At 41.8% G+C, this 26,597-nt stretch carries 24 protein-coding genes and 3 pseudogenes; 4 read left to right on the top strand and 23 right to left on the bottom strand.

The genetic code is table 11. The features are described from left to right. Positions 1-215 precede the first annotated feature (215 nt). The 3 genes from WD019_RS18630 to WD019_RS18640 form a co-directional block, all read right to left on the bottom strand. Positions 216-1,346, bottom strand: a complete 1,131-nt coding sequence (locus tag WD019_RS18630; RefSeq protein ID WP_425712439.1) for a polysaccharide deacetylase family protein — start codon at positions 1,344-1,346, stop codon at positions 216-218. A gap of 206 nt (positions 1,347-1,552) precedes the next feature. After that, positions 1,553-2,185, bottom strand: a complete 633-nt coding sequence (locus WD019_RS18635; protein WP_425712440.1) for a LysE family translocator — start codon at positions 2,183-2,185, stop codon at positions 1,553-1,555. A gap of 194 nt (positions 2,186-2,379) precedes the next feature. After that, complete coding sequence (locus WD019_RS18640) at positions 2,380-4,128, bottom strand: phospho-sugar mutase (RefSeq protein ID WP_425712441.1); 1,749 nt, start codon at positions 4,126-4,128, stop codon at positions 2,380-2,382. Positions 4,129-4,289: 161 nt separating this feature from the next. On the opposite strand from WD019_RS18640, the gene WD019_RS18645 reads away from it, so the two are divergent. Beyond that, complete coding sequence (locus WD019_RS18645; protein ID WP_425712442.1) at positions 4,290-5,060, top strand: hypothetical protein; 771 nt, start codon at positions 4,290-4,292, stop codon at positions 5,058-5,060. Positions 5,061-5,332: 272 nt separating this feature from the next. Here the strand turns inward: WD019_RS18645 and WD019_RS18650 are convergent, their stop codons facing one another. From WD019_RS18650 to WD019_RS18665, 4 genes and pseudogenes are all read right to left on the bottom strand, one after another. Further along, positions 5,333-5,965 carry a YHYH domain-containing protein gene (locus WD019_RS18650; protein ID WP_425712443.1) on the bottom strand — a complete coding sequence of 211 codons (633 nt, stop codon included), beginning with the start codon at positions 5,963-5,965 and terminating at the stop codon, positions 5,333-5,335. A gap of 480 nt (positions 5,966-6,445) precedes the next feature. Beyond that, positions 6,446-7,296: pseudogene (locus WD019_RS18655) on the bottom strand (UTP--glucose-1-phosphate uridylyltransferase). Between the two features lie 360 nt (positions 7,297-7,656). Next, a pseudogene (locus WD019_RS18660) lies at positions 7,657-8,088 on the bottom strand (CpsB/CapC family capsule biosynthesis tyrosine phosphatase). Positions 8,089-8,388: 300 nt separating this feature from the next. Next, complete coding sequence (locus WD019_RS18665) at positions 8,389-8,601, bottom strand: hypothetical protein (protein ID WP_425712444.1); 213 nt, start codon at positions 8,599-8,601, stop codon at positions 8,389-8,391. Positions 8,602-9,299: 698 nt separating this feature from the next. Here WD019_RS18665 and WD019_RS18670 point away from each other — a divergent pair. Further along, positions 9,300-10,214: an LCP family protein gene (locus WD019_RS18670; protein WP_425712445.1), complete on the top strand. Its 915-nt coding sequence runs from the start codon at positions 9,300-9,302 to the stop codon at positions 10,212-10,214. 87 nt (positions 10,215-10,301) lie between these two features. Here the strand turns inward: WD019_RS18670 and WD019_RS18675 are convergent, their stop codons facing one another. From WD019_RS18675 to WD019_RS18685, 3 genes are all read right to left on the bottom strand, one after another. Next, the gene (locus WD019_RS18675) at positions 10,302-11,501 is read right to left on the bottom strand and encodes a Ger(x)C family spore germination protein (RefSeq protein WP_026679388.1); all 1,200 of its coding nucleotides are present in this window, start codon (positions 11,499-11,501) and stop codon (positions 10,302-10,304) included. 128 nt (positions 11,502-11,629) lie between these two features. After that, positions 11,630-11,839 carry a hypothetical protein gene (locus tag WD019_RS18680; protein WP_026679389.1) on the bottom strand — a complete coding sequence of 70 codons (210 nt, stop codon included), beginning with the start codon at positions 11,837-11,839 and terminating at the stop codon, positions 11,630-11,632. Positions 11,840-11,930: 91 nt separating this feature from the next. Further along, positions 11,931-12,065 carry a hypothetical protein gene (locus WD019_RS18685; RefSeq protein ID WP_425712446.1) on the bottom strand — a complete coding sequence of 45 codons (135 nt, stop codon included), beginning with the start codon at positions 12,063-12,065 and terminating at the stop codon, positions 11,931-11,933. Between the two features lie 143 nt (positions 12,066-12,208). On the opposite strand from WD019_RS18685, the gene WD019_RS18690 reads away from it, so the two are divergent. Further along, entirely contained in the window at positions 12,209-12,667 is a 459-nt protein-coding gene (locus WD019_RS18690) for a GNAT family N-acetyltransferase (protein ID WP_425712447.1), read from the top strand. Positions 12,668-12,852: 185 nt separating this feature from the next. Here WD019_RS18690 and WD019_RS18695 read toward each other — a convergent pair whose 3' ends face one another. The 6 genes and pseudogenes from WD019_RS18695 to WD019_RS18720 form a co-directional block, all read right to left on the bottom strand. Continuing rightward, on the bottom strand, positions 12,853-13,563 hold the full coding sequence (locus WD019_RS18695) for a DUF421 domain-containing protein (RefSeq protein ID WP_425712448.1): 711 nt from the start codon (positions 13,561-13,563) through the stop codon (positions 12,853-12,855). 492 nt (positions 13,564-14,055) lie between these two features. Next, positions 14,056-14,307: an Rpn family recombination-promoting nuclease/putative transposase gene (locus tag WD019_RS18700; protein WP_425712449.1), complete on the bottom strand. Its 252-nt coding sequence runs from the start codon at positions 14,305-14,307 to the stop codon at positions 14,056-14,058. 25 nt (positions 14,308-14,332) lie between these two features. Further along, positions 14,333-15,226 (bottom strand): Rpn family recombination-promoting nuclease/putative transposase, encoded by an 894-nt coding sequence (locus WD019_RS18705; protein WP_425712450.1) that lies wholly within the window; start codon positions 15,224-15,226, stop codon positions 14,333-14,335. A 290-nt stretch (positions 15,227-15,516) separates the two neighbouring features. Further along, positions 15,517-15,993 carry a hypothetical protein gene (locus WD019_RS18710; RefSeq protein WP_425712451.1) on the bottom strand — a complete coding sequence of 159 codons (477 nt, stop codon included), beginning with the start codon at positions 15,991-15,993 and terminating at the stop codon, positions 15,517-15,519. Positions 15,994-16,155: 162 nt separating this feature from the next. Then, positions 16,156-16,466 (bottom strand): annotated as a pseudogene (locus WD019_RS18715) (NAD-dependent dehydratase); the annotation flags it as partial. Between the two features lie 27 nt (positions 16,467-16,493). Continuing rightward, complete coding sequence (locus WD019_RS18720; protein ID WP_425712452.1) at positions 16,494-16,874, bottom strand: VOC family protein; 381 nt, start codon at positions 16,872-16,874, stop codon at positions 16,494-16,496. 165 nt (positions 16,875-17,039) lie between these two features. Here WD019_RS18720 and WD019_RS18725 point away from each other — a divergent pair, with 165 nt between their 5' ends. Beyond that, positions 17,040-17,462, top strand: a complete 423-nt coding sequence (locus WD019_RS18725) for a VOC family protein (protein ID WP_425712453.1) — start codon at positions 17,040-17,042, stop codon at positions 17,460-17,462. Positions 17,463-17,520: 58 nt separating this feature from the next. Here WD019_RS18725 and WD019_RS18730 read toward each other — a convergent pair whose 3' ends face one another. The 7 genes from WD019_RS18730 to WD019_RS18760 all read right to left on the bottom strand — a co-directional run. Beyond that, positions 17,521-18,840 carry an MFS transporter gene (locus WD019_RS18730; protein ID WP_425712454.1) on the bottom strand — a complete coding sequence of 440 codons (1,320 nt, stop codon included), beginning with the start codon at positions 18,838-18,840 and terminating at the stop codon, positions 17,521-17,523. A gap of 346 nt (positions 18,841-19,186) precedes the next feature. Further along, the gene (locus WD019_RS18735) at positions 19,187-19,687 is read right to left on the bottom strand and encodes a carbonic anhydrase (RefSeq protein ID WP_425712455.1); all 501 of its coding nucleotides are present in this window, start codon (positions 19,685-19,687) and stop codon (positions 19,187-19,189) included. Positions 19,688-19,734: 47 nt separating this feature from the next. Continuing rightward, positions 19,735-22,365: a DUF2309 domain-containing protein gene (locus WD019_RS18740; RefSeq protein WP_425712456.1), complete on the bottom strand. Its 2,631-nt coding sequence runs from the start codon at positions 22,363-22,365 to the stop codon at positions 19,735-19,737. Further along, the gene (locus tag WD019_RS18745) at positions 22,362-23,888 is read right to left on the bottom strand and encodes an NADH dehydrogenase subunit 5 (protein WP_425712457.1); all 1,527 of its coding nucleotides are present in this window, start codon (positions 23,886-23,888) and stop codon (positions 22,362-22,364) included. The genes WD019_RS18740 and WD019_RS18745 overlap by 4 nt, the downstream gene beginning before the upstream one ends. A 233-nt stretch (positions 23,889-24,121) precedes the next feature. Continuing rightward, entirely contained in the window at positions 24,122-24,490 is a 369-nt protein-coding gene (locus WD019_RS18750) for a DUF2294 domain-containing protein (protein WP_425712458.1), read from the bottom strand. A 281-nt stretch (positions 24,491-24,771) separates the two neighbouring features. Further along, a complete protein-coding gene (locus WD019_RS18755; RefSeq protein ID WP_425712459.1) occupies positions 24,772-25,911 on the bottom strand; it encodes an Ig-like domain-containing protein in 1,140 nt (379 codons plus the stop codon). Between the two features lie 157 nt (positions 25,912-26,068). Then, on the bottom strand, positions 26,069-26,597 hold a 529-nt coding region (locus WD019_RS18760; protein WP_425712460.1), incomplete at its 5' end, for a universal stress protein.

A 26,597-nucleotide genomic window follows, 5' to 3' on the forward strand; every position in this document is an offset into this window, starting at 1 on the left:
GTTTTAAGTGGCGGATAGTTCACTCAAACGATCACCTCCATTAAAATGATATGATACCATATTTACTATTTTATTTTAGATTGTACTCTGAATTCAAAAAAGCCTGAAGCTGGCTATTTACGGCCAATTTCAGGCTTTTTTATTGTGGGACTATTGATTCAATCACCGATCGTCCGGCTCATTCTATTTTTAATTTTCCCTCATGTTTTTGGCACTCAATCCAATTCTCTCGTTCTACTCGTTTTCTTTCTCCTTAGCCACCATAACGCTCTAGCTGCTAGGAGAATAACGAGTGCCCCGGGGACTCCGATGAGGAGAGCATTGGGGGAATGGGAATCAGGGCTCTTTTTTTTACCAGCGTTATAAACTTTCTGAACGTCTTGTCCCAAGAGCGTTGGAACGGTAACAAATGTATATCCTTTCGCGCGCAATTGGTCAATGATTTGAGGCAATGCCTTCACCGTTTCAAAATCCCCTTCTGCATGGTAGCTATGCTGCAGAACGATGGCCCCAGGGGTTGCGCTTCTGGTCACTGTCGAAACAATTTTTTTGGCAGGCGCGCCGTTCCAATCAACCGTATCGATCGTCCAATTGATCGAATGGTAGCCATGGGATTTCAGCCATGCGAGCTGTCCGTCCTTGATTTCGCCAAATGGCGGCCGAAACAAATTCGTTTTAAAGCCTATCACTTTCTCAATTTGTTCGCTTGTGGACGCTACTTCCTTCGTAAACTGTTGGTTGGTGAGATCAGGCAAATGCGGGTGATCCCACGTATGGTTGCCGATGGCATGGCCTTCTTTGTAAATTCGCTCCAGCACGTTCGGATAATCTTTGGCCTGCTTCCCGATCACAAAGAAGGTCGCTTTCACATGTTTTTTCTTCAAAATATCTAATATTTGCGGCGTATAGCGGTCGTCCGGACCATCGTCAAAGGTAAGAGCGATTCTTTTCTTGCTGGAATCCCCCATATAAACCATCCCGGCAATATTCTTGGATGGCACATTTAGCTTTTGCCCTGGATTGATCCAATGAGGATCTTTGACTTGCGGGTTCGCCTGGATGAGTTCAGATTTAGAAACGCCGAGTTTTTCCGAAATTTTGCGGAAAGTGTCCCCGGCCTTCACGTTGTACGTATCGGGAATTTTTAATTGTTGTCCCCGGTTAAGGATGGTCGATTGCAATTGATTCGCGTTTACCAGCTGATCGATAGGTGTTCCATAATGATCGGAAATTTTCTTGAGGGTATCCCCTTGTTGAACGGTGTACGTTGCAGCCATTGCAAGATTTCCTTTCATCAACAGGCAAACGAAGAACAATGCGATCCAACCGGCTGCTTTTTTAAACATGATGTCTCCCCCTCACAATACTTTGATTATAAAGATAAAATCAGAAGGCGACATCACAATTTAATTACAACTACTTTAATAAAATATAACAAAGAATATAAAAACGCTCTCGGATGTTGTAATATAATTACAAAATAATACTTGCCTTTAGAGCAGGTTTCCACGTGTAAAAATTAACATTGACACAGTGTCATTAAGGGTCTTCGTTATTTAACTTTTTCAAGGGCTAGTTTTAGACCAAAGCCTATTAGTACAGTACCTGTAATTCCTTCGATAATCATTTTAGTTTTAGGTCTTTTCATAAAAGCACTAATATAATTAATTATATAGACATAAAACAAAAACCATAGGGCAGTCAAAACAATATAAGTAACCCCCAATATTAGAAACGGAAAAAAGGTATGGCTACCAGAAACAACGAATTGAGGCAAAAAGGTTAAGAAAAAGACAGCAACTTTTGGATTTAAGAGATCAGTAAGAAACCCTTGTTTAAAACAGGATGCATTTTTAAACTGGCTTTTTATGTTCATCTCAACACTAGCTGCTGTATCATCCTTTTTCTTCAAAGACCATAAAGTTTTAACCCCCATATAAATTAAGTAAACAGCACCAACGTATTTAAAGACAGCAAACAATAATGCAGATTTTACAATGATTGCTGAGAGTCCTAAAACAGCAGCAGCAGTATGTATACAAAGGGCGCAACAAGTACCTAAAGCTGTTTTAAACCCACCGCTTTTACCTACTGTTATCGTATTTTTTGTAACAATAGCCGTATCGGGACCTGGTAAGATAACTAAAAAAACACAAAGAATTAAAAACATATAAAAGTGTACCAAATTATCATCACCCTTCGTTATTTGAATAAGACATTGAAAGTTGGACAAACAAAGCCATTGCATAGTGAAGAAGCCAGGGTCTTTTTCAAGCAGCTTTACTCCCGGGTAATATTAAAAACTTGTATCTTTGAATCGAAAGAAAAAAGTTAGCCATTCCTTCCGACACCATTTGGAATCGGAAGGAACTTTCAGGATTAATAGGTTTTCGCTCTCACAGACTCAACTATCTTTAAAACATCTTTTTTCAACAAATCAACAGCCTGCTCACTTTTCTCCATGCTTTCTTCCTTCACCCCGAAGTAAAACTTGATTTTTGGTTCGGTGCCGGAGGGGCGGAGGCAGAACCAGGATTCGTCGTCTAAGATGTATTTTAGGACGTTGGATGTTGGGAGGTCGATGGGTTCGGTTGTTCCTTGAGCCACATTCGTTCGTTTGCTGACTTTATAGTCCTCGATAGTAGCGACTTTTTTCCCGGCGATGGCCAAAGGCGGATTTTCGCGGAAGGAGGACATGATGTGGTTGATTTCCTCGGCTCCTTGCATTCCTTTTAACGTTAAGGAAACAAGGTCTTCCTTGTAAAAGCCGTACTTTTCAAAGACTTCATGCAAGCCTTCGTACAATGTCATTCCGCGTGATTTATAATAGGCTGCCACTTCTGCCGCAAGCAAACAAGATTGGACGGCGTCTTTGTCACGGACGAAATCGCCGATCAAATAGCCGTAGCTTTCTTCATAGCCAAACAGGAAGGTATGCTCACCCGTTTGTTCATACTGCCCGATTTTCTCTCCGATAAATTTAAAGCCCGTCAATGTGTCAACCGTCACCAAGCCATAGTGTTCGGCGATCTTACGGCCAATTTCCGACGTTACGATCGTTTTCAAGACAACGCCGTTTGCCGGAAGAGTTCCTTTTTTCTTTTTTTGCGACAAGATGTAATCGAGCATCAATGCCCCGGTCTGGTTTCCTGTCAGAACAACATACTCTCCTTCAAGGTTCTTTGTTGCCACTCCCACGCGGTCGGCATCAGGGTCTGTTCCAATTAAAATATCAGCGTCGATTTCCTTTCCATATCGAATGGCCCATTCAAACGCAGCATGCTCTTCCGGGTTTGGCGACTTCACCGTAGAAAAATTCGGATCCGGCTTCTCCTGCTCGGCCACGATAGTCACATTCGTAAATCCTGCCGCTTTTAATCCGTTGCGGACAGGATGATTGGCTGTCCCGTGCAGAGGGGTAAAGACGATTTTCACATCAGCGGCATGCTTTTCTAACAGTTCTTGATTTTGCACAATCGTCTTTAATTGCTCGATATACGCGCGATCCACTTTTTCACCGATAAATGTTAAAAGCCCGTTCTTTACCAGCTCTTCCTTATCCGCCACTTCAATCGTCAACTCATTTTCAACATCATTCACTCTGGTGATCAACCGATCGGCAAACTCCGGCGTCAATTGACCGCCATCCGGACCGTATACTTTGTAGCCGTTATATTCCGGCGGATTATGGCTTGCCGTAATGACAATCCCGGCAAAACAGTGAAGGTAGCGAACGGCAAACGACAATTCAGGCGTCGGGCGCAACGATTCAAAGACATACGTTTGAATGCCATGTTTCCCGAGCGTCAATGCCGCCTCTAACGCAAACTCCGGCGACTTATGGCGGGAATCATAGGCAATCGCGACACCGCGAACTTTCGCCTCCTCCCCATGTTCTTCAATGTAACGCGCCAGTCCTTCAGACGCCTTGCGAATCGTATAGACATTCAACCGGTTTGTTCCAGGGCCAATCTCCCCGCGCATCCCGCCTGTACCGAACTCTAACGTTTTATAAAAACAATCTTCCAATTGCTTCTCATCATGCGAAAGAGCGTTTAATTGCTCTTTGACTTCGCGATTTAATTCGGCGAATTGCTGCCAACGTTCATATTTTTCTTGCCAATTCATTATGTTTCCCCCTTACATCATTACAATAATTAATAAATATAGTTTTTTAAAAGGGCAAGTACCGTCTTTTTAGAATTTTTCATTTCATGCTTCCCCACCCTTTTTATGGAATAGGATATTTTCCCCAAATCATATTTTCTATTAAAGGGGGATCCTGAACTATGAAAAAAATAATTTTTCTTCACCTAAAAGACATAACCCTGTTATTCAGCACGGCATTATCCGATAATACTTTAAATAAACGAATCAATTATATTCAAAACAAAGGGATTTACTTTCCCTATCTAACAGTCCAACAAGATCCTATTGAAAAGTCCTTTTATTTAGCGGAGGGTTATCATTTTTTTGATGCTCTTAGTACGATCAATATCGATGAGTTTTACCCATGCATTTTAAACCCTTCCCAAAGTAAAACAGATCTCATTTATAGTATTTTGAGAGAACTTTTTTCATTAGGTCGGTCATCATGGATAACAAAATATGAGTTACTTCAACAACTTAAATCCTTAGGTGAAAATAAAAGTGAAATCTCAAAAAAACTTGATATTAAAATAAAAGAATTAAATCGTTTTGAGATTCATCGTGAAATTCCATTGATTTACGTTCCTGACGGGATTAAAAATAATTCTGGAGCATTATTAAATGAAGTCTTTGCATTAAACGTTCATGATAATATTAAGGATTATCTATATAAAAGAGCCATACTTCCAGAAAAGCACAATTTAAGAATTACTCATTCTCAAATTGCAAAAATAAAATCTATGCTAAAAAATACTATAGGTTACCACCAAATGACTATCCATGATCAAATCAATTTTCTTAAGAAGCATGTTCTTAACTTTGAAGAAGTATTGATTCATTATTGGCAGCAAATGATCAATGATATAACCCCAGAATATTATACTGAATCCGCACCTTTATTTGTACAGTAAAGTCTAACGAGCTACTGGAAAGAAATACCCTTATCCAATAAACATTTACACTCGTAATTTAAAAGCATCGTTTTTCCAAGATAAAGGACCCTACAAGTACTAGCGGATACTTATACGACATAAGTTCTCTAGTTCGGACAATAAGTCTTACTCTTTCGACGGCAAACAACTTCAAATAATATTTAAACAAAACAGAATGTGCTACCAACCTTAATAGATTGGTAGCATCCACTAAATTTTATCAATTGTTTTGAATATCTTGTATTAAATTCTTAAACTTTACTTTTTTTCTTTTTCCTGCGGGTGAAATAAAAAATCCCAATTCCTAAGAATATTATAGCCGCTACACCGTAAGCTACATTCTTCTCTTTTTCTTTTTGTTTTACTTCCGCACTGCATGTCTTTACTTCGTTTTTCATTTTTTTAACACTTTCTAACTTTTTGTTCTCCGCTGCTATTTCTTCTTTTAATTGATTTAGCTCTTCCTCTTTCTTATTCAATTCCTTTTTGCGGTCACTGACTTCTTCTTTATCTTCTTTTAGTTTATCATTCTCATTTTCTAATGATAAAATCTTGGAATCCAACTTTTCATTTTCATCTTGTTCACGTTTTAAGGAATTTTTTAGTTTAGAATTTTCGGTTTTTAGTTCAGATATCTGTGCACTTAATTCAGATTCAGAAGATCTGCCAGAGTTTGTACTGCCTTGATCTGTTGAATTAGAAGATGATTCTGATCCCCTTCCATTATGATAATGATATTCTCCGTACTCTAAGCCCCATTTTTCACAATTGGTCCTGCACGTATGTCCCCCATTTGAGTCTGTATTACCTGGATGCGCGTTTACATTTAACGTGCTAGAAAATATAAAAAATCCCATTAAAATAAATACTTTGATATACCGCAAAGAAACTACCCCCATATAGACTTGATATCCGTCATAATAACGATTCCCATTACGAATGGCCCATTGAAAAACGGCATGCTCTTCCGGGTTTGGTGATTTGACTGTTGAAAAATTCGGATCGGGCTGTTCTTGTTGAGGAACAACAGTAACATTCGTAAATCCAACCGCGTTTAATCCGTTACGAACAGGATGATTGCTGTACCGTGCAGTGGGGTAAAGACAAATTTTACATCAGAAGCATACTTCTCAAACAGCTCTTGATTTTGCACAATTGTTTTTTATTGCTCGGTATACGACAAATCCACTTTTTCACCGATAAACGTCGTCAAAAGCCCGTTCTGTTCCAACTCTTCCTTATCCACCACTTCAATCGTTAATTCGTTTTCAACGCCATTCACTCTGGCAATCAGCCGATCAGCAAACTCCAGAGTTAATTGCCCGCAATCCGGACCGACACTTTATAGCCGATTTTCTCAATCTTCACAAATGGTTACCAATTGAGTGTTGTTCTAACAAGTGTTCAATTTCTTTTAGTAAATTTGTTTGTATGCTCTTATCTTTCAACGCAAACTCCAATGTCGTCATAATAAAGCCAAGTTTTTCCCCAACATCATATCGGATTCCTTCAAAGTCATATGCAAATACACGTTGGCATATGTTGAGTTTTTTAATGACGTCAGTTAATTGGATTTCGCCACCGGCCCCCTTTTCTTGCCGATCTAGGTAATGGAAGATTTCCGGTGTCAATATGTAACGGCCCACAATCGCAAGGTTAGATGGGGCTTCTCCGGGAGCCGGCTTTTCCACTAAGTTGTCCACTCCGTATAGCCTTCCGTTATTAGAGACAGGATCAATAATTCCATAACGGCTAGTTTATTCAGGTGAAACCGTTTGAACCCCAATGATAGATGCCCCCGTCTCTTCGTATCGTTCAATGAGCTGCTTTAAGCACGGTTTCTCTGACTGGACGATATCATCCCAAGCAGTACAGCAAACGGCTCGTCTCCAATGAATTTCCGGGAACACCAGACGGCATGCCTGGTCCCTTTTGGCTCTTGACGGATATAATAGATGTCTACCAATTGGGAAGATTTTTTTACTCTTTCCAGCAGCACCACTTTTCCTTTTTCGAACAAGTTTTGTTCCAGCTCAAAAGCGTCAATCGCCCGTTTCCCTTTTCCTGTAACAATAATGATGTGGCCTCTTCTACCATGTATTGAATCGTAGGCTTGTCAACAATTGGCAGCATTTCTTTCAGCATTGCTTTCGTTGCCGAAAAACCTCGTTCCTAAACCTGCGGCCGGAATAATAGCTTTTCTTACTTTTTTCATCCCGATCCCCCACCTTTTTACGATAGAAAAGTTAAAATAATCTAAATAACCCACTTCTGATTTGTTGTGGTTCAAGTGGGGCAATGTGTTGCCCTAGGATTACCAGTTCTGCATTCTCTTAAAAATAGTGTTTTTTTTGTATTCCAAATTCTTTTTCAATATATTCATACCCCCACAAATGAAATGAACGGGTCGAAATATTATAAGAATCAGATGCAATTAAATAGGATAAGTGACTTTGTAAAATTTTGATTGAGAAAGACTTCACTTTTTTTCAAAAATTCCCGATAATACTAGAAAAGGTTAATTGGGTGAAAGCACCTTCTTTTACAAATTGAAATAATAATTTCGGTTGTTCCATTAGATGAAAGTTCCTTTCAGATGCACAATGATCGGTGTTACATTCTTCAGCATCAATTCATAAAACAATGCATTTTCGTTTTTCGGGATATAACAATCTGGAAACTCTATAAACAAATACTTACCTGTGTTATTTAATGTGAGCAATTCATGGGAGTCAAAAGCATCAAGAATTCTTGCATTTATTCTAGCTTCTTGTCCGGGAAGAATAGTCAGTGGAATATTTTCTTTCACTATCCTTTTGTTAAGAGATTGAACCTTTTGGATGATTTCTTGTTTCGTATTTTCCTATTTTTCATTTTGGTGATGTGGCGTTGCCACAATTTTTCTAATCCCTTCTTAAGCGGATACTTTCGCCATCAGTAAGCTATCGTTTATTGTCTGAGCCCCATCATCAACATCGTTTAAAATATGACAATGTAGATCAATTATTCGACTTTATTCCCCACCTTACATTCTTTAAAAAGAACAATTCGCTGAAAAAATCTTTTAAAGATGACTTAAACTCTTCAAAAATCGTTCTTTATTAAGAATATCATGACTTTTAAAAAAGTAAAGGGGAAATTTTTGTCGGTTTATCTTTTACTTTGTCACCAAATAGTAATAAAGAGCTTCCTTTATCTTCTTTTCATTTAAAATTAATCCGACCATTTCACACCCGTTGTTAGGAGTATTTCCTTTGCCTTACTCGCTGGCCCCTTTTCTGTTTTCCCGTTTTTCACAATAAAAATCTTATTCCATCACAGTGATGGAATAAATTTGGGCATCTGAAACCGCAAGAACTGGTGGTGTATCGTACAATAAATGATCATATTCCCCCTTTGCTTCTTCCATCACCAAAAGCATCGTTTTCGAATTTAATAGTTCGGAAAGATTTGGGAGAATCGGACCGTTCGACAACACGTCCAACTCGGGAATAAAAGTTTGCTGAATCGCTTTTCCCAACGAAATCGGACTGGTAAGAAGGTTTTTCAATCCATAATTTTTGGTTGACTTGAAACGTATAATATGTGGTCGTTTTTCGCAAATCCGCGTTCACTAAAAGGATGCTTTTTCCTTTTTAAGCGAGAACAACAGCAAGATTAGCAATAGCTGCTGATTTTCCTTCTGATTGCCTGTAGATATCACTGTTTGAAGCTCCCCATTAGGAAAAGTAAATTGAATATTTTAGCGAATGGTTCGGTATTGTTCAGCAACGTAAGACTGTGCGTCCTTATGACTAGTTAGAGTTGACTTGACTCTTGTATTCTCTTTTTTCTTTTTCAAATTTTTGCTCACTATACTTCACTCCCTACATTCTGGCTGACAGCCAATGTATTCATTTTTTCATGTGTTGTTTTTATCTCTTCTGACGATGATTGATAGCTTGGTGCGAGGACAAAGTAAGAAATGGCTTCACTTGCGTAAGTTGCAATAATTGCTTGTAAAATTATTAAAAAGAGCCTTGCTGTAGAAAAAGTATCTTTCAAACTAATTTTCTATTCTATATTCCATCTTTCTACTCTTTTTATTGAACACTCGAAACAAGCTATTATTTCATTTTTTATAAAAATTCAAGTTGTTTTTTTGTAGGACTCTTGCAAACTTTTACAACTCGGTTATACTCAAGGAAAGAGAATAATAGTTTTTAAAGGATGAAAAAAATGATAAAAAAATTCATTATAATTGTTAGTTGCATTACAGCGCTCTGCGTTGCAAGTGCGGGTGGATTTGCATACTATCTTTACAGTTATGCTAAAAATACAGCAAATAAAATGCATGAGCCCTTAAAAAAAGATACAGATCATCCGAAACCCGAATTAACCGGAAAAAAGAAGAAACCAATTTCAATTCTCCTTCTCGGTGTCGATGAGCGAAAAGGGGACCGTGGACGCTCGGATACGATGATTGTTATGACGCTCAACCCTAAGAAAAATTCGATGCTCATGTTTAATATTCCACGTGACACACGTACGGAGATTGTCGGCAAAGGGACTTTCGATAAAATCAATCATGCCTACGCATTTGGAGGACCACAGATGGCGGTAGACACCGCCGAAAAGTTCTTGAATGCCCCAATTGATTATTACATTAAAGTCAACATGGAAGCATTAAGCCAGATTGTTGATTCACTTGGCGGTATAACTGTGTACAATCCAATTAGTTGGGAAGATGAAGGAGTTTATAAAAAGGGGTATATTTATAAAAAAGGGGAAATTTCACTTAATGGCTCCCAGACACTCGGTTATGTGCGAATGCGACATCTAGATGATCGCGGTGACTTTGGCCGACAAGAACGCCAGCGCCAGGTCATCAGCGCTATTGTCGATAAAGGTGCCCATCTTTCTTCATTCACAAAAATCGACGATATTTTAGACGTGCTTGGTAATCAAGTGAAGACGAATTTGACGTTTAATGAAATGAAAGATATCCAGAAAAACTACGCAGGTGTCCGCCACCATGTTGAATCGTTTGAAGTGAAAGGCCAGGGCAAAATGATCAATAACATCTGGTATTTGCTCGTCTCTGATCAAGAACGGAAGCAAATTACGGAAAAAATGAGACAGTCGCTAAGCTAATATATTTTGAAACAACCAGAGATTCATTCTCTGGCTGTTTCTTGTTTGATTTGCGGTTTTGAAGGCCGGAAATAGCGATACCTTCTGCTATTTCACTTTTTCAAGGAATGAGTTGCCGATTGTGCCAACGCGCCGGACTTTTGCATCAACTTTGATATGGACGGGCAAGTCCGCAAACCGATCGTTCCAATTTTTCCGAAGTGTTTTCCACGCTTTTGGATTCTCTCTGTGAATCGTCTCGCCAAATCCGAAAATGTCCGCTTTGTATTTTTTTTGCACTTCTTTGATGGCTTTTGTAAAGATGGTCTCTGTTTGTTGATTGAAATTCTTCTCCCATTGCCTGATCGTGCTCGTTTTCATTAAATCCATCTGGCATTCGACTTCGCCTACATTGCCTTCTGCTGTAATGTTAAGATGGATCTCCGGCTTTCCTTTCTTCATCTTCACTTTCGTTTTCGTGTTGGAACGAAGAAGTTCATAGACGGACCAGCCTCCTTTAGGACATGGCACACCGACTGCCGACGTTTTTTCTTTATTCGTAATAACATCATACGCTTTGCTTTGGACTTGATTGAGCCAGCCGATCAGTTTATCCTTTTTAAAGACCCCCAAATGGGTGATGAAGAGGGCCGCATCCGGATTCGTCTTCATGATGTTCTCCAACTTTTTTCCTTTTTCCTTGTCCCCTTTGATCACCACTCCCGTCACAACCGGTTCTTTGCCCGGGGTGACTAATTCGTTGATAAGCTCATCCAATGTCACCGTCCTCGTGGCGGACCATGCTTTCTCTGATGTTTTAAGCGCATAAAACATGTTGTTCGAAGGGATCTTCTCAAGGCTGCTCGTCACGTTCAACACCTTTTTCGCCGTTGTCCCTTTGGCGATCAAGACGTAAAAGTCCGTCCGCAGTTCCTGGTTTCTTGAAAGCAAGTCCAACGCTCTGCCGATTCCTTCCCTGGCGACTGACTCGCCGATGACGAGAATGCGGAGATGTGAGGCGTAAATTTTCCTCGGGGATTCTTTCGTCATTTTCCGGATCGCTTCGTAAACGGTTTGGTCCTTTGACTCGAAGGTAATGACAGGAGCACGGCTGCCCGCCCCTCCTTTTTGCGAGGATACTTCTCCCGGGTTGACAACCTGGGCGGTCACGACATACTTATTCCCCACTTTGTCGATTCCAAGTCCCATCGTCAGCGCCAATTCATTCAGTTCCTTACGATCCCAGCAGCCGGCGAGCGGGATGAGTGATATCGACAAAATGAGTAAACATGATATTAACCGTTTCATTGATTAGTCCTTCTCTTTTAAATTTCTCCATTTTATCATCACCATTTTTTAACATTTTATCCAATGCTATTTTTATAGCAACGAAATTTTGGCATGACAAAAAAAGAGAGCTTCTTTGGCCCTCTTCTTTATGATGAAAGTTTCCTTTTCCACTTTCGATAATGATTCTGGCAAAATCCTTTGCAAAAGTGCTTGCCGGCGCAGCCTTCGATCGTGCACACTTTTCGGACGCTCGTCGCAAAAGGGTCGCCATGCCGCTGCCACCGTTTGTAATGCATGTGGCACATGCCGCGCCCGACTGCCGGTTTTTCACAGTTATCAATCACGCACCGTTTCATCCCTTTCAACACCCCTTCTTCCGTTCAACAATGTTATATATTTAATATTTCGCTATATGAAATATTTATTTAGGGTGTACACTTGCGGGTTTTACACTGTGATTTTGCTCAATTCCGCCAGTTCGAGAATGAATTCCGCCGATTTTAACGAGAATTCCGTCAAACTGAGAACGATTTCCGCCGGATTGTGGAATGATTCCGCCGATTGGAGCAATAATTCCGCCAAAAAATTTGGTTCTACCTGCGCCCGGTTTTATAGAATCATTCCGCGAACCAGGACGGAAATTACATTCAGCTCTGATTGCCGGGCGCATAGTGGATCAGGAATGATACAATGGAAGTATATTTTTACTGAATGAAGGAGGAACCATGAACATTAGAAAACTAGGTATAGATGAAAAAGCGCCGATGGATTTATTGCTTTTGGCCGATCCTTCCCGAACCATCGTTGAAGGGTATTTGAAACGGGGAGAATGCTTTGTTGCAGAAAGCGGAGGAAAACTAGTCGGGTGCTATGTTCTGCTTCCTACAAGGCCCGAAACCGTGGAGTTGGTCAACATTGCTGTCGCTGAAGCCCATCAGGGGAAAGGCATAGGAAAACAGCTGGTGATGGACGCTATTCAAAGAGCCCGGGCGCAAGGCTATAAAACAATGGAAATCGGAACCGGAAATTCAAGCATCGGACAACTCGCCCTCTATCAAAAATGCGGCTTTCGAATCATCGGCGTCGATCTTGATTTTTTCACCAGGCACTATCCAGAGCCGATCATCGAAAACGGGATCCATTGCCGGGATATGATTCGACTGTCACTTGATCTCAGCCATTGACTTTGCATGTAAATTACGAACTTCAGGCCTTGTACGCTTTATGAACAATATAGCGGTTAAATGGTTAATAAGACGAAGATGCTCCCGGTTGAAATACAAGTTTGCCCAGACACTGCCTATTTTAGCGATGTCTTTCACGAATTCATATGCCCGTGCACTTAACCGATGCCCCCCAAATCGCCGTGCTATTCCTGGTCGATTGGAGACTTCAAGTGATCGTCATAGGTGTCGATATAGAGATTTCCATTGGCTCCGAGAACGGCGTATGCCACGTCGTCTACTCGTAAATTCCGGTTCTTCAATTGATTCTCGAGCCACCAATCCGTAATTTGATTTTCCTTCAAATTTTTCTCGATTACGTTTCCATCCATGATCAATTCAATGGGCAACTGGCGCTCAGGGGTTGTCGCTACCCATAAGTCTTGCCTCGTTACATTGCGGTACTGCGGTTTTTTCAAAATGGTCAATTGCCCGTTGATTTCAAGAATAGCAAATAAGACTTCCTCAATATTGAACACATTTTTTTCCCGCAATTCTTGATTCAAATAATCCAGCGTATAGCGCATCTTTTTCATATTATGTTCCAATATTTTACCGTTTTGAATGACAACGGTCGGATCACCTGCAAAAAACTTGCGGGCTTTTCGGCTTTTTAATGAAATAAGTGCGATTAAATAGGTGACGCAAACAAAAATGACATATGCAAGGATCAGATGATGCGCTTTTAAGGTCGTATTGAACGCGATATTCGCTGCCAGCGCTCCCATCGTGATCGCAGCTATAAAATTAAAATAGGTCATTTGCGCCAGCGTTTGTTTCCCTAATATGCGCGCGGTTATGATCAAAATAAAAAATGCCCCGATGGAGCGGAGAGTCGTTTCAATAAAGTCAGACATCGTCTATCCCCCAGAAATTCGCTCGCTTTACATTCCCATTGTAGCCACTTTCCTGGTTGAATAAGCATGCGCGCTAAAAGTGACTGGAACCTGTTTGGCCGCTTCGAAAACCATTTCACCCAGGAGGATTATGCATTTGTTTGAGCAAAGAATTTCCTGAATGCGGAGCTATTTTCATAGGTTCGATCCAGACCAGGGCGATCAGACAATAAAATGTTGATTTCCGACAATAAACTCTTAGTTTGGACAAGATGTTTCCTGATTCGGACAATATGTCGTTACGTTTGGACAATAAAATAAAAGTTTCTAACAAAAAATAAATACCGGAGTGATTTTTGCACACTCCGGCTTTTATTCCTTACAAAATTATTTGTTTGACGTACATTTTTGTCAGTTTAGCAAATTCAGCGAAGAACTAAACTTGACTTTTACTATTTAAAGTGCTTGTATTCCTCAGTTCTTTCGCATACAGATTACTCCTTTAGATCGGATCTAGTTTGACTTCGCTAACTTGTTGATTTCCTTAAGAGAAAGCCCGGTATATTCTGCTATTTTTTCATGGGATATTCCGTCTTCGAGCATTTTTTTGGCTACTTCAATTTTTCCTTCCTCCTTGCCTTTCCTTTCCGCTCTCTTCAAGGCCGATTGTTCGTCTAACAATGCTTTATGACGGGCTTCATATGCGAGCAGCATTTCCGGATCCTGGCTTACCCAATCCCATTCTTTAAACGCTTTGTTCTGCATGAAGATGACTCCTTTAAAATCGAACCTAGTTTGATTTCGCTAACTTGTTGATTTCCTTAAGAGAAAGCCCGGTATATTCTGCTACTTTTTCATGGGATATTCCGTCTTCGAGCATTTTTTTGGCTACTTCAATTTTTCCTTCCTCCTTGCCTTCTGCTCTACCCTTCTCCTTGCCTTTCCTTTCCGCTCTCTTCAAGGCCGATTGTTCGTCTAACAATGCTTTATGACGGGCTTCATATGCGAGCAGCATTTCCGGATCCTGGCTTACCCGATCCCATTCTTTAAACGCTTTGTTTAACATCTGGTCTTCTTGCATGGCGATCTCCTCCAATATTTTCGTAAGTTCCTCGTTATCAGAAGATCCTAACAGCAACAGCCATCGAACTAATCGATCTTCCTTCGGATCTACCTCTCTTTTGCGCCACTTTTTATACAGTTTCGTTAGCTCCATGAAATGTATTTCCAGCATATCTGTCAATAGAAATTTTTCGTTTCGTTCATAAAGTCGGAATACGGAGTGGTACTGTGAGGTTGAATCAAGATAAACAAAATCGAGAATATTAATCGTTATCGTTTTACATAAGTCTTCGTAGTCCATTCCTTCTTTCATTTGGCTCGCGTACATCCTTGACCAATAATACAAGGTTCGTTTTTCCATATCATGTTTGTTTTTCAGCTGAATTTCAATATTGATACGACTTCCATCTTCTAATTGGGCATGAACATCCAGAACAGACTTTTTATCCTCGTCGTTTTCTTTATTAAACTGCGGGTCGAGGATCGTAACCGTCGTAATTTGTTTATCATCGGGCAAATTCAAGGCTGCATTTAGAAAAGCGGCAAGGATTGATTCGTTTCCGTGAGTGCCAAAAACCGCTTTAAAGGCAAAGTCAACGCGTAAATCTACCCTTCTCTTCAATCTCATCCCTCCGTAACCTATATAACCATTATTTATAATTAGTATAACATCATCTATTAAGCGCAAAAAGTAACCATGCATCCAGTTAAAATTTTGCCTTTGGACAATACAAGTTCGGATTCCGCTAATAAGTCGCATAGTTTGGATAATATATCTCCTGGTTCGGACAATTAATAGCGAGGATGAGGCAATAAGATACGGAGTTTAGACAATAAAAAAGTTTTGCAACAAAAAATGAGGCAAGCCAGAGTAATTTTTGCAGACTCCGGCTTGCTTTGCCGACTTTACTCCTACGATCCTTTTGGTGTGTAGAATCTTTGTTTCATCACTTCATCAAGCCGGCTGAATGCGTTCGTGATGGCTTCTTTCGGGACATTCTTGTACAGGTCACCCATGCTAGCTTCGAAGTAGCATGTTTTTTCGTCGACTTCGATTAAATAGCCGGTGATGCCGATTCCCGTTTGTTGCTGGACTTCGATCAGAACCATCTCCATTTCTTCTTTCGGAAGGCTAAAATGGATGTGAAACATGTTTGAAACCGGAACTGGCGGCACAGTTGAAACGCCGTGGCATGAATTAAAACGTCCGGCCAGCTCCTTTGCGTCTTCATAATACTGCTCCATTTTGTTTATTCGTCTATCAAAATAATAGTCGGCCGGAATGATGTACGGATACAGGCTGATCAAATCTCCGCCATAGCGCCGTTTCCACACTTTCGATTGCGTGATGAAGCCTTCTTCCAGACCTCGGTTTTGTCCTTGAGGCACGTTCTATCGGACATCATTTGGACTTCAGCCCTCATTTTTGTCCTTGAGACACGTTCTATTGGACATCATTTGGACTCCAGCCCTTATTTTTGTCCTTGAGACACCTTCTATCGGACATCATTTGGACTACAACCCTCATTTTTGTCCTTGAGACACGTTCTATTGGACATCATTTGGACTCCAACTCTTATTTTTGTCCTTGTGACACGTTCTGTTGGACATAAACTGAGTAAGGCTGTGATTTTTTATGTGATAAGGAGCAAATCCGCGCGTATCGATGACGGCATCCCATTTCCGGTTTTTAAGTGGTGATACATCGCCATTTCTGTCGCCAACGAGCTGCTCCACTTCTGGAGATGCCCCTTTATTCGTGCCGTGGTTATACAATGTCACTTCATGCCCTTACTAGCACTTCCTCTACCAGCGTCTTTCCTAAAAAAAAAATGCGTGCCTCCCCAAATAAGAACCTTCATCGTTTTCCTTCATTCGGCTTAATTGGCTTAGCAATTGCAAATCATCACGACGTTGCCATCCGGGTCTTTTATATTAAACCAGGCTGTATCACCTACCCGCTCGATGTCTCTTACGATCTCAATACCTTTTTCTTCAATATAGTGATAGGCTTCTTCAATAGTTGGAGTATAAAGATTGAAAATCGGGCCCGGGCTAGTCACATGTTGAAATTCAGGATCAAAGGTGTGGTCATCTAATGTTAGGGAAGTTGTTCCTACTAACGGCACGTTATAGACGGGGGATTTGACGTGATCGACATCGATGTCCAGCCCCAACAAATCGGAATACCATTTTGCCGAAACTTTCAAATTGGTTACATGAACAAAGACGCCATTCATTTGATTTTGTACGGGAACGGTTTTTTTCATAGTAAGCCTCCTTTTTTCCTTGCCTATTATTTCGCTAGCGGTGCCAGCGGTTCCTTTTTTCATAGTGCCTTTCCGCGAAGAGTTTCGAAGCAACTTTTTAGAGGAATATTCCGGCTTCTATCGAAAATGATTACGAACGATCCAACTCAATTGGAGGGATAATAAATGAAGCCAAGAATTTCAGTCATTACATTGGGCGTTAATGATCTTGAAAAGGCATTGAAGTTTTATCGGGATGGGCTTGGATTTCCGACAGAAGGGATCGTAGGACAAGAATTCGAGCATGGCGCCGTTGCCTTTTTCGACTTGCAGCCAGGCTTAAAGCTCGCCATTTGGAACCGCAAAGACCTTGCCCATGAGGCAAAGGTTGTGCTTGCGGCATCCAGCCCGGCTGAATTCACGCTCGGCCATAATGTAGGAAGCAAGGAAGAAGTCGATCAAGTGATGGAACAGGCTGAAAAAGCCGGCGCTACGATAACAGATCCGGCGCACGACACGTTTTGGGGCGGTTATTCCGGACATTTCCAGGACCCGGACGGCCATTTGTGGGAAGTCGTCTGGAACCCGGCCTGGGAGCTCGAAGAATAGGCTTGAGACATGAAATCCTCAAATTCCCGGCCGAATTTGAGGATTTTTTTATTCCTGGCTATGATTGATTTACATTGGGTGGAACGTTATTGATAATGTCCTTACTCCGATTACTCGCCAATTTTAAGGTGAATTGGATGATCAGGCCGATGGCGAGCAGCCCGGATAAGATAAACATCCCTTGAGTAAATGAAACAGTTCCAAATATCATCGGTCCTACAAATCCGCCTAATGCCGCTAAGGAATTGACGAGCGCAATACCAACAGGCGCCGTAGATTCCGTAAAGAAAAAGGTCATGTAGGCAAAGAAACATCCATTGCATCCATATAATCCGGCAGAGGCGATCGTTAACATGAGCACCATCATAAAAACGCCTTCAGAAAAGCCGCAACCGATAAACCCAGTCATCGCAATCAAAAAGCAAACCATTAAATGTTGTTTGTATGAATTCGTCCGATCTGAGTTCCAGCCGACAAACAATAGAGACGGGACGCCAATGATGGAAGGAATCATCGCTAGCCAGCCGATTTCTAAATTGGTCGTTGCCTGTTCCGATAAGGATTTAATAATGGAAGGCAGCCAGAACGACAAGCCATAAGTGCCTGTATAAGACGTAAAATAGATAAGCGACAACTTCCAGACTTTCACATCCTTCAACATCTCTAGTTTTGAGGCTTTATTGATTTGTTCACTTGCTTTTCGCTCCGCGTTCAATTCGCCTTCGAGCCAGTCTTTTTCTTCTTTCGACAGCCATTTCGCATGTGCCGGCCGATTGGCCAGGTAAAAAATAACGACAACGCCCAAAATTACCGCCGGGATTCCTTCAAGAATAAACATCCATCTCCATCCTGCCATACCGCTCCAGGAAATATGGTCAAGAATCCATGTTGACACAGGGGCGCCAATTAATCCGCCAATCGGCAACGCTAGCAATAAGGCAGCGGTTGCCCGCCCTATTTCACGAGCCCTGAACCAATACGTCAAATACAAAATAATGCCAGGGAAAAAACCGGCTTCAGCAACCCCTAATAGAAACCGGAGGATGTATAACTGGGTAGCCGTCTGCACAAAGCCAGTTACTATAACGATCAATCCCCATGAAATCATAATGCGGGCAATCCATAGGCGCGCCCCCACTCTATGCAACAACATATTGCTTGGGACTTCAAAAAGGAAATAGCCGATAAAGAAAATGCCAGAAAGAAGGCCAAAGACCTCGGACGATAAAGCGAGGTCCGCATTCATTTGCAATGCGGCATAGCCCAGATTCACCCGATCCAAGTAAGCAACAATATACAGAATAAAAATAAACGGAAGAATGCGTTTCATCGTTTTATTCACTGTTCTTTTTTCGATAGAATGCGCCGATTGATTCATAGACGATTTCCCCCTCTTCTTATTCGATCTCTGTTACTCATGTGAACGCTTGTGAAGCTACTATTTTTCAAAACAAAATCTCTTCGTTCGATCCGCTCCTCCTTGAATACATAAACTTACCTCTTTATAAAATTCTGCATTTTCATAAAAACATCCTGCTTTTTATTCAACAATGAAAAAAAGGGCGCCTTCTTAATTAAGAATTGCGCCCGATTAAATGCCTTGAACAAATATCATTCAATTTTTAAATGATATCCATCTTTTCGAAGCAGATATCAATCAATTTTTTAATCATATCAATCAATTTTCGAGTGATATCAATCATTCGACTTCTGCTGATGAAACATCAAACTTCTACTACTTGTTCTTTCTCGCTATTCATAAATAAACCGTGCACCTTGACATGGGAGGGGATCAACGGATGTTGGCGAATGATGTTGACACTTTTTTGTATGCCTTCAGCTACCGTCTCGCTTCCCGCTAACCAATCGCTCACACTACCAGTCGGGAATTCCGGCATGTAATTTTGAAAAAGGGACTCAATCGTCTGGATGTTCTCTTTTACTCGTTCATTATCGTATATTTTGTTTAGTAACTTCTGTTTATCCACTCGGTCCTCTACATTCTCTGTTGTGCCAACAACAAAAATTTCCTCAACTTTTTCCTGATAAACCGCGATGATAATATCTCGCATGACATCGCTGTAAGGGTGTGAAATCTCGGGTCCATAACTGGAAAGAATCAATACATTATTTGGATCGAAATTGGTCGCCTGTTGTAATCGTTGTTCCAAATTTTGATTCATTCCAATTAAAAATAACACTTTTTTGTTTTTATCTAATTTCATCAACTTCACCCCGTTAATTTTTGAAATTTTCCCTTGAGAACCCGGGACTAACGATGAATTGAAGTCCAGCTCTCCCAGTACCCGTCCGGATCTATCGTTGCGAGATGAATCCAGCCATTTTTAACTTTTTTAAAGAATGCGGGATCACGATCGAGCAATCGCTCTACATGTTTCCGCGGCGCCTGGATCACTACTAATAAACGCAGAGGAGCATGATACGCTTCATGATCCGACTTCATGACCGACTGCCACGGAAGCCCGGTTAACAAGTCACTGCTGTTCCCCTGCATGACACCGAGACCAGCCGTTGGCGTTTGAGTCGCTTTATTCCCACTGCCATAATAATGAGGTGCAACAGTAGATGCGTAATATTGTAGATTAATCCATTGGGCAACTGTGCCCGGGCCGGCGATAATATTAGCAAGTATTTCACCATTTTCATCTGCTTGCCAATCGTAGTTGTGCAAAAAGGCCCTTCCCTCAAGATTGCACGCCTTTGTTAGTTCTCGATGGCCAATAATAAACGAAGCGTTACGCGCCAGTCCCCATTCCGGACGTACCTCACTCCAATCTTCCGCAAAGCGCTCTGCCTCATTCTTCGGATCTTTGAGGCGGGAACCCAAATTGGGCAATTCGGCTAATCGCTCTTCATTCGCACGATGACTAACCTGTGGCAGTACGGCTTCGATACGATCAAGTGCGTTTTGAGCCGCCTCTGAAAGCTCAGGAACATACACCCAGCGTAATTCGTCCAGCGTGGTAATATGCTCAGCGGCCACAAAAACAGTGTCCTCCGGAATCAAAATTCCATCTGCACGAAGAGCCTCCCTGACCTGCGGAAGGTTGCCCAGAGTGGCCAGAACGCGCGCATTGAATTCGCCCGATGCCCCTCCGCAAGCGCCACAATCTAACGCAGAAGCATATGGATTATTCGTGCTATGGCTTCCATGTCCACAGATGACCACTAATGGGGCAAACTGCTTGGTGAGCCCCATCATTTGGAGTGCCTGTCGCACATAATGCACTTTCTCTTCCTCGGAAAAACCAACAGGTAATTCGGTTTCAGAAGAGTGTCTGCAATCCAGAGACAGTTCTGTAGAAGGTTTATCCAACCACCTTTCACGAAATTGGCGGAAAATGCGGCCGGCGCTACGTGGAACTAGACTTCGAGCCAACATTTGCAGGCTAAACCAGGGACCTGTTACTTCCGGCAATAATAAATTGGTACCGGGATTTTGTTTCATTTTTTTAAATGTATAGTGAATTGAATCCACCACATTTTGACGCTGTTGATATGGGCCGAATTCACATGAAGACTCTTTTACCTTATGTTTCGGTTCAAGTATGACTGGCAAAGAGGAGTGGGTATGTTCACTTCCTAGTTCACTGGTTTGAATAGGCAGTCCGAAAAAACCAGCCATCCCATACGTCTCAAAAGGACCAGCGTGTTCCAGGTGGCGACGAAAAGGCTCTGAACGAACATCGATGCAAAATACAAATTGTGCTAATGGTGGTTTTCCATTTTTAGTTCCAGGTTTCTTTGATAAAATTTTTCCACTTAGTTGATCCGCGTATGTTTGTTCCCAGGCTTTTAGCCAGAGATTTCTACGAACCATATCATCAAAGCGGCCTGCGAGAGTTACATATTCTTTTTGTTCACTCTTAGACATCTTCGTCCAGTTTTCAATGGGCATGTTCCCCCAATGGACCCAGGCCGCTATTAACGGAACAAGAGACTCCCTTTCTTCAGCTGCTTCCTTAAGAACTTCATGCAAATAAGGTTGAATGAAAGCCCACTCCATAGAGACCCGGACAGCCAAATATTCCGTTAGAAGTAACTTTTCTTGATCAGATTGGCGGGAGCGCCAGAGCATCATTCCCGCCCACCCTGGCAAGGAAAGTAAATGCGCTTCAAGATAGTCGACTATTTCTGACTCATTAATAGCAAGCGCCGCTAATGCTTGTTTTAATCCTTCACTTGCCTCTTGCGGCCAATCTTTTAGTCTTTTGCGTTGGGAGGGACTAAGCGCAGGATCGTGGGGAACAAGCCGGCGCCACGCACGGTAGAAACCTTCTTCACGATTCGGTAGTGACCATGCTGCCTGAGAATCATCTAAGTACAACTTACACCACTTAATTACGTGATGATTTAGCGTTTGAGCCACTATTTCGCCCCGTTGCTGCTCTAGACGCACGCTTAAAGGTTTTACAATAGGTTTCGTTGCATTGTCAGGTTCAATTCCACTTAGCTCCTGTGCGATGTTCTTTACCTCAGTTGCTTCCAATAGGTTGGCAGGCAACTCGTCTAACTGAAGTGCAGCCCGGCAAAATCGTTTGACTTCCTCCTGTGGTAAATGGAACGATTGTACATCAAGCCAGCGTTGAAGCTCCATTTCTAAAAAATCTTCATCGATTTCGCCCCGGTTATATGCGGCCTTGATCATCGTAGCGCTCGGATAGATATCCACATCATGAGTATCTTTAAGCCAGCGTGCCACCTCTTCAAATGAACGTCCTTCAAGCCCTACCCAGGGATGTCTTGCCGCAAATGTAGTAATCGGCCAAAGCGGTGCAATGACCCGACTTGCGGCCTCCACTAAAGCGTTCAGATCAAATTTAGATAAATCAGAAGTCAAGTCTTTGTTTACTTTTTTTACCAAGGTCGATGTTGCATTCATTTGTAATTTCCTCCTCGTGAAATGTATTTCACAAGATAGTTTGGATGACTTTCAACTGTAACAGGATGAGGATCACCCAGGCGCACAAGCCAAAGATAGAGCACAGCGAAAGAACCCGATGAAGCATGACGTCCCAACCATGCTCCTATCGTGCTGCCGGATACTAGGATGAACAGAGCGAAGATCGCTACCAGCATAGATGGCTGTGTATGTTGATATACCGCTTGATGCAACACTCCAGATAAGACGTAATGAATGAAGCCAAACACCAATGCCATTCCTGCTACTACAGAAAATCCCGCCATGCGTTCGATCGTGCCCTGGCCATATGCGATCATCTGTGTCCAGGCAAACGATAGTGACCATCCTAAAATGAGGGAACTTATAAGTTGATAACCCTCACCAGGAGCTGTTAGCCAATAAACAACTCCTACTAAGAGACCTAATACACCCCCTACGACTTTCCAGAAAAATGATAATCGATCTGGTGTCCGGGAGATTCTCTCGTAGTGACGTACCGCAGAACCAGCCTGCATGAACAGACCTGCTTTAAAAAGCCCATGTAATATGAGATGAATAATGGCTGCCTCATAGGCGCCTAATGCACATTGAACGAGCATAAACCCCATCTGCGCAATCGTAGAGGCGACTAACTGACGTTTGTAATCGACTTGAACCAGCATAATTCCGGTTCCGAGTAAGACTGATATGCCAGCCAGGACAAGTAGAAAAATCTGAGCGAAATCACCAGACAAAAGCGGTGCGAATCGGGTCAGCATAATTCCGCCGACATTCACGAATCCTGCATGCATGACTGCGGAAACAGGTGTCGGAGCAACCGCTGAATCTAACAGCCAGCGATGGAATGGCCATTGTGCGGCTGGTATCACCACTGCCAGTACGAGCAACAGATTGATCCCTGTCCGCTCCCAGGAGTCAAGTTGCCTTAAACCGTCATCGGATATCGCAAGTGAGAACTGCCAGTGTCCCGAAACTTGCGCTAGCCAGATGATTGCTACGAACGAAAACAGCCAGCTAAGCAGGAACTGGCGGCCGGAAAACGAAGCCGCTTTTCTGGCTACTTGCCACTCTCTGTTTAATCCAATGAGCAATGTCATTCCGAGTAATGTGGCCGCCCAACAGGCTAATAGCAAACGAAAATCATTACATAGCCAGGTCATTGAGGCAGCACCTGTCGTGAGTGTCAAAAGGGCAAAATATTTACGATAAGATCGTTCACCAAGTAAGTAACGTACCGAATAACGCTGTACAATCAAGCCGATCGTCAGAATGAAAAAGGCCATCAACCAGCCGAGTGCATCGAAATGCCACGGACCGAAAATCCCATTCGTATGATTCGTTATAAGAGATACAAGAGCGGTCAATGCAGGGAGTGTGATGATGCCGGTGTGTATACGAACAAAAGTTAAGGGAACCCGCGGATGTAACAGCAATACTGCGCTAAGAGCGGCGACTGCAAGTGATACAAAAAACATTGTCGTTAATGATAAGAAATTCAGCATCTAATTCCCCCCTATCGATAAAACTTGAGTGTGCCATCTAAAGATTTAAACGTGATCGTAAAAACAAAGGATATTTCCTTCATTTTTGTTTCGTTCCTCTCCTGCTTCACTTGTTATTCGGGCAATAAAAAACCGACAATTTTTAGAATGTAGACGGACCTGAGCCGCCATTCTAAAGCTGCCGGTTTATCTTCAACTAACCTTAACCGTTTTTTGAAGATCTCCCTTTACCTTTAATTTTTCAACTTTTTCTCTAAATCATTTTGCAATTTAAATACCATCACCCGTTCTCCTGTACGAGTGCTTATATCTGTGTAAAAACTTTTTACGTATTCCCCGGTGAAAGTGAGAATAATTTGTTTTAAAGTTTCTTCACCTGACTCAACGAGATCCGATCTCAATCTTTTAACAGATAATATGCCTTCTTTCGTTTCACAAACTGCATATTCAGCAGGAGTCAGAATGCCACGTAAAACGACGATCACCATATCGCGTAAAATGTCCGTCTTAACGGACACTGAACCACGTCCAAGAAAATCTTTCTCCCATTGGGTGATCGCTTTACTTATTTCTGCTTCGATATATCCTTTTGTCTTATTCATAATAGCCCCCTAAAAAAACAAAAAACGGTATACTCCCCATACTAGTCCACTAGCTGAGAAATATACCGATTTATCTTATTCTTTCCTTCTTTATTTTACTTACCGCTTTTTCATCTTCATCAATTTTAATGTATTGACAACATGCTAAAGCAGTTATTCGTAAAGAAGTTAAAAATAACATCTATCGATTACTACGATTCGCTTTTCTATATTTATATATACATGAAAAAATAACGCTCGTCAATATTTTATGATCAAAAAGGGCTTTATGACTCTAACACTTAATGTTTTACGACTTTTCGAATCGCTGCTTTGCTTTTGTTACCGGCTTTATCTTTCGCGTAGACGTAAACGTTTGTGCCGGCTTTTTGGGTCTTGATTTTGACACTGTAGTATCCTTTGCTGTTAACTTTACCCGTGCCGATCGTTTTTCCTTTCGCTCTGACTGTAATAGAGGCATTGGCTTCCGCTTTCCCTTTTACGACTTTATCGTTGTCATCGATTCTGTAAATCGTCGGTTTGACCGGGGCAATGACGTCTTTAACTATTACCGTAGTTGCTGAACTTACATTTCCTGCCTTGTCTTTTGCGGTAACCGATAATTTCGTCCCTGCTTTTTGCGTGCTAATTTTAACGGAAAATGTCCCTTTGGAAGATGCCTTTGCATTTCCGAGCGTTTTCTTTCCGGCTTTAACCGTCACCGTTGAGTAAGCTTCTGCCTTGCCCGTCACGACTTTATCATTATTGTCGACTTTATTAACGATCGGTTTGGACGGGGCGGCGGTATCGACATATGAAGCGAAAAGCGCATAGAGATCATCTTCTGTATTGTTATCGAGCATGTCATTATCAAAAGCGGCAACGTAATATGTGCCTGCTTTTTTCACTTCCCACGCTTCATATAACGCTCCCTCGTCATATTCCCAGCCTACTAACTCCAAATTTCCGCTATCTTTAAAGTCCTTTTCAGTCACCGCGTACATTAAATCGATTGCATCCGAATTCGTCGCCCCACCAAGGACCAATGTACCTTTTGATACCTTTATTTTATAGAAGTCGACATCGTCATATGGAAGGAACTGTCCGATTACCGTTTTATCCCGCGGCAAGGTGTTGGCCATTGAAAAATCATCATTCGACTCGGACTCAAATGCGTAGTCATCGTCGCTACTGGAACTTTTCTTGCTGAATGCTTTATAACCTTTTTGTACATTCGGTGAATGAAAGACGTTCAGCCCGGAAGGTTTATTGAAATGGTTCATTTTAAAAGAATGATGAATCAGCTTGCTTTGGACTTCGTTCTTCAACTGAGCCTTTACTGCTTCATGACGGTTGACCTGTGCGTGGGCTGTTGTGCTTAAGGTTAATGATGAAACCAACACCCCTGCTCCGATTATCGATGCGATCCCCGTTTTCTTCATTTTCTCTCTCCCTTATCTTCCTATTTTTGGACTAGCGTTCTGTTAATTTTATCCTATATAGACAAACTTTTTCCATGATTTTCGTTCGACAAAATCGCTGGAAATCCGCGCACAACAAAGCTGCCGATTATGGCAGCTTACATCAACAGCCTGATAATTACCGCTTCTGATCAGAAACAATATGTATGTCGATTCCCGAAGTATACCTCATAATCGTATTAACGATGGAACCTTTTCTTATTTCTTCCCACCGGCTTCTGGCGGATTGGCCTAAAATAATCTGAGTCACGCTATGTTCGGCTGCAACATCCGTAATCGCCTTTGCAATCTGGCGCTTATTCATTTGTTCCACAATAAAACGGGCATTAAATTGAGCAGCGAGTTTCTTCCAATCTTGAATTTTTCTCCAATCTTCCGCTGACCGGTTCATAGAAGCTTCCTTTGCGACATGCAAAATGATGAGCTCTGTTTTGAGCCTGCTGGCCATTCTCCATCCGCGTCGTATCAACTTTTCCGCATTGCCCCCGTGCTGCACACATACCATGATTTTTTCATTGATCCCTGTAGGACCAGTCAATTGTCCACTTTTCTTTTTTGCTTTTTCAATACGTTCATCTACATCATCCGCTACTTCCCGCAGGGAAAGTTCGCGCAACGCGCCAAGGTTGCTTTTTGTAAAAAAATGA

The organism is Fictibacillus sp. Mic-4 (assembly GCF_049843615.1).
GTDB lineage: Bacteria > Bacillota > Bacilli > Bacillales > Fictibacillaceae > Fictibacillus_A > Fictibacillus_A gelatini.

Coding starts and splice junctions, on each gene's coding strand:
- WD019_RS18740 (WP_425712456.1), bottom strand. CDS start 22,365: ATGAATGCAACATCGACCTTGGTAAAAAAAGTAAACAAAGACTTGACT.
- WD019_RS18720 (WP_425712452.1), bottom strand. CDS start 16,874: ATGAAAAAAACCGTTCCCGTACAAAATCAAATGAATGGCGTCTTTGTT.
- WD019_RS18680 (WP_026679389.1), bottom strand. CDS start 11,839: ATGAAACGGTGCGTGATTGATAACTGTGAAAAACCGGCAGTCGGGCGC.
- WD019_RS18755 (WP_425712459.1), bottom strand. CDS start 25,911: ATGAAGAAAACGGGGATCGCATCGATAATCGGAGCAGGGGTGTTGGTT.
- WD019_RS18690 (WP_425712447.1), top strand. CDS start 12,209: ATGAACATTAGAAAACTAGGTATAGATGAAAAAGCGCCGATGGATTTA.
- WD019_RS18750 (WP_425712458.1), bottom strand. CDS start 24,490: ATGAATAAGACAAAAGGATATATCGAAGCAGAAATAAGTAAAGCGATC.
- WD019_RS18725 (WP_425712453.1), top strand. CDS start 17,040: ATGAAGCCAAGAATTTCAGTCATTACATTGGGCGTTAATGATCTTGAA.
- WD019_RS18675 (WP_026679388.1), bottom strand. CDS start 11,501: ATGAAACGGTTAATATCATGTTTACTCATTTTGTCGATATCACTCATC.
- WD019_RS18730 (WP_425712454.1), bottom strand. CDS start 18,840: ATGAATCAATCGGCGCATTCTATCGAAAAAAGAACAGTGAATAAAACG.
- WD019_RS18745 (WP_425712457.1), bottom strand. CDS start 23,888: ATGCTGAATTTCTTATCATTAACGACAATGTTTTTTGTATCACTTGCA.
- WD019_RS18670 (WP_425712445.1), top strand. CDS start 9,300: ATGATAAAAAAATTCATTATAATTGTTAGTTGCATTACAGCGCTCTGC.
- WD019_RS18735 (WP_425712455.1), bottom strand. CDS start 19,687: ATGAAATTAGATAAAAACAAAAAAGTGTTATTTTTAATTGGAATGAAT.
- WD019_RS18695 (WP_425712448.1), bottom strand. CDS start 13,563: ATGTCTGACTTTATTGAAACGACTCTCCGCTCCATCGGGGCATTTTTT.
- WD019_RS18640 (WP_425712441.1), bottom strand. CDS start 4,128: ATGAATTGGCAAGAAAAATATGAACGTTGGCAGCAATTCGCCGAATTA.
- WD019_RS18630 (WP_425712439.1), bottom strand. CDS start 1,346: ATGTTTAAAAAAGCAGCCGGTTGGATCGCATTGTTCTTCGTTTGCCTG.
- WD019_RS18700 (WP_425712449.1), bottom strand. CDS start 14,307: ATGCAGAACAAAGCGTTTAAAGAATGGGATTGGGTAAGCCAGGATCCG.
- WD019_RS18645 (WP_425712442.1), top strand. CDS start 4,290: ATGAAAAAAATAATTTTTCTTCACCTAAAAGACATAACCCTGTTATTC.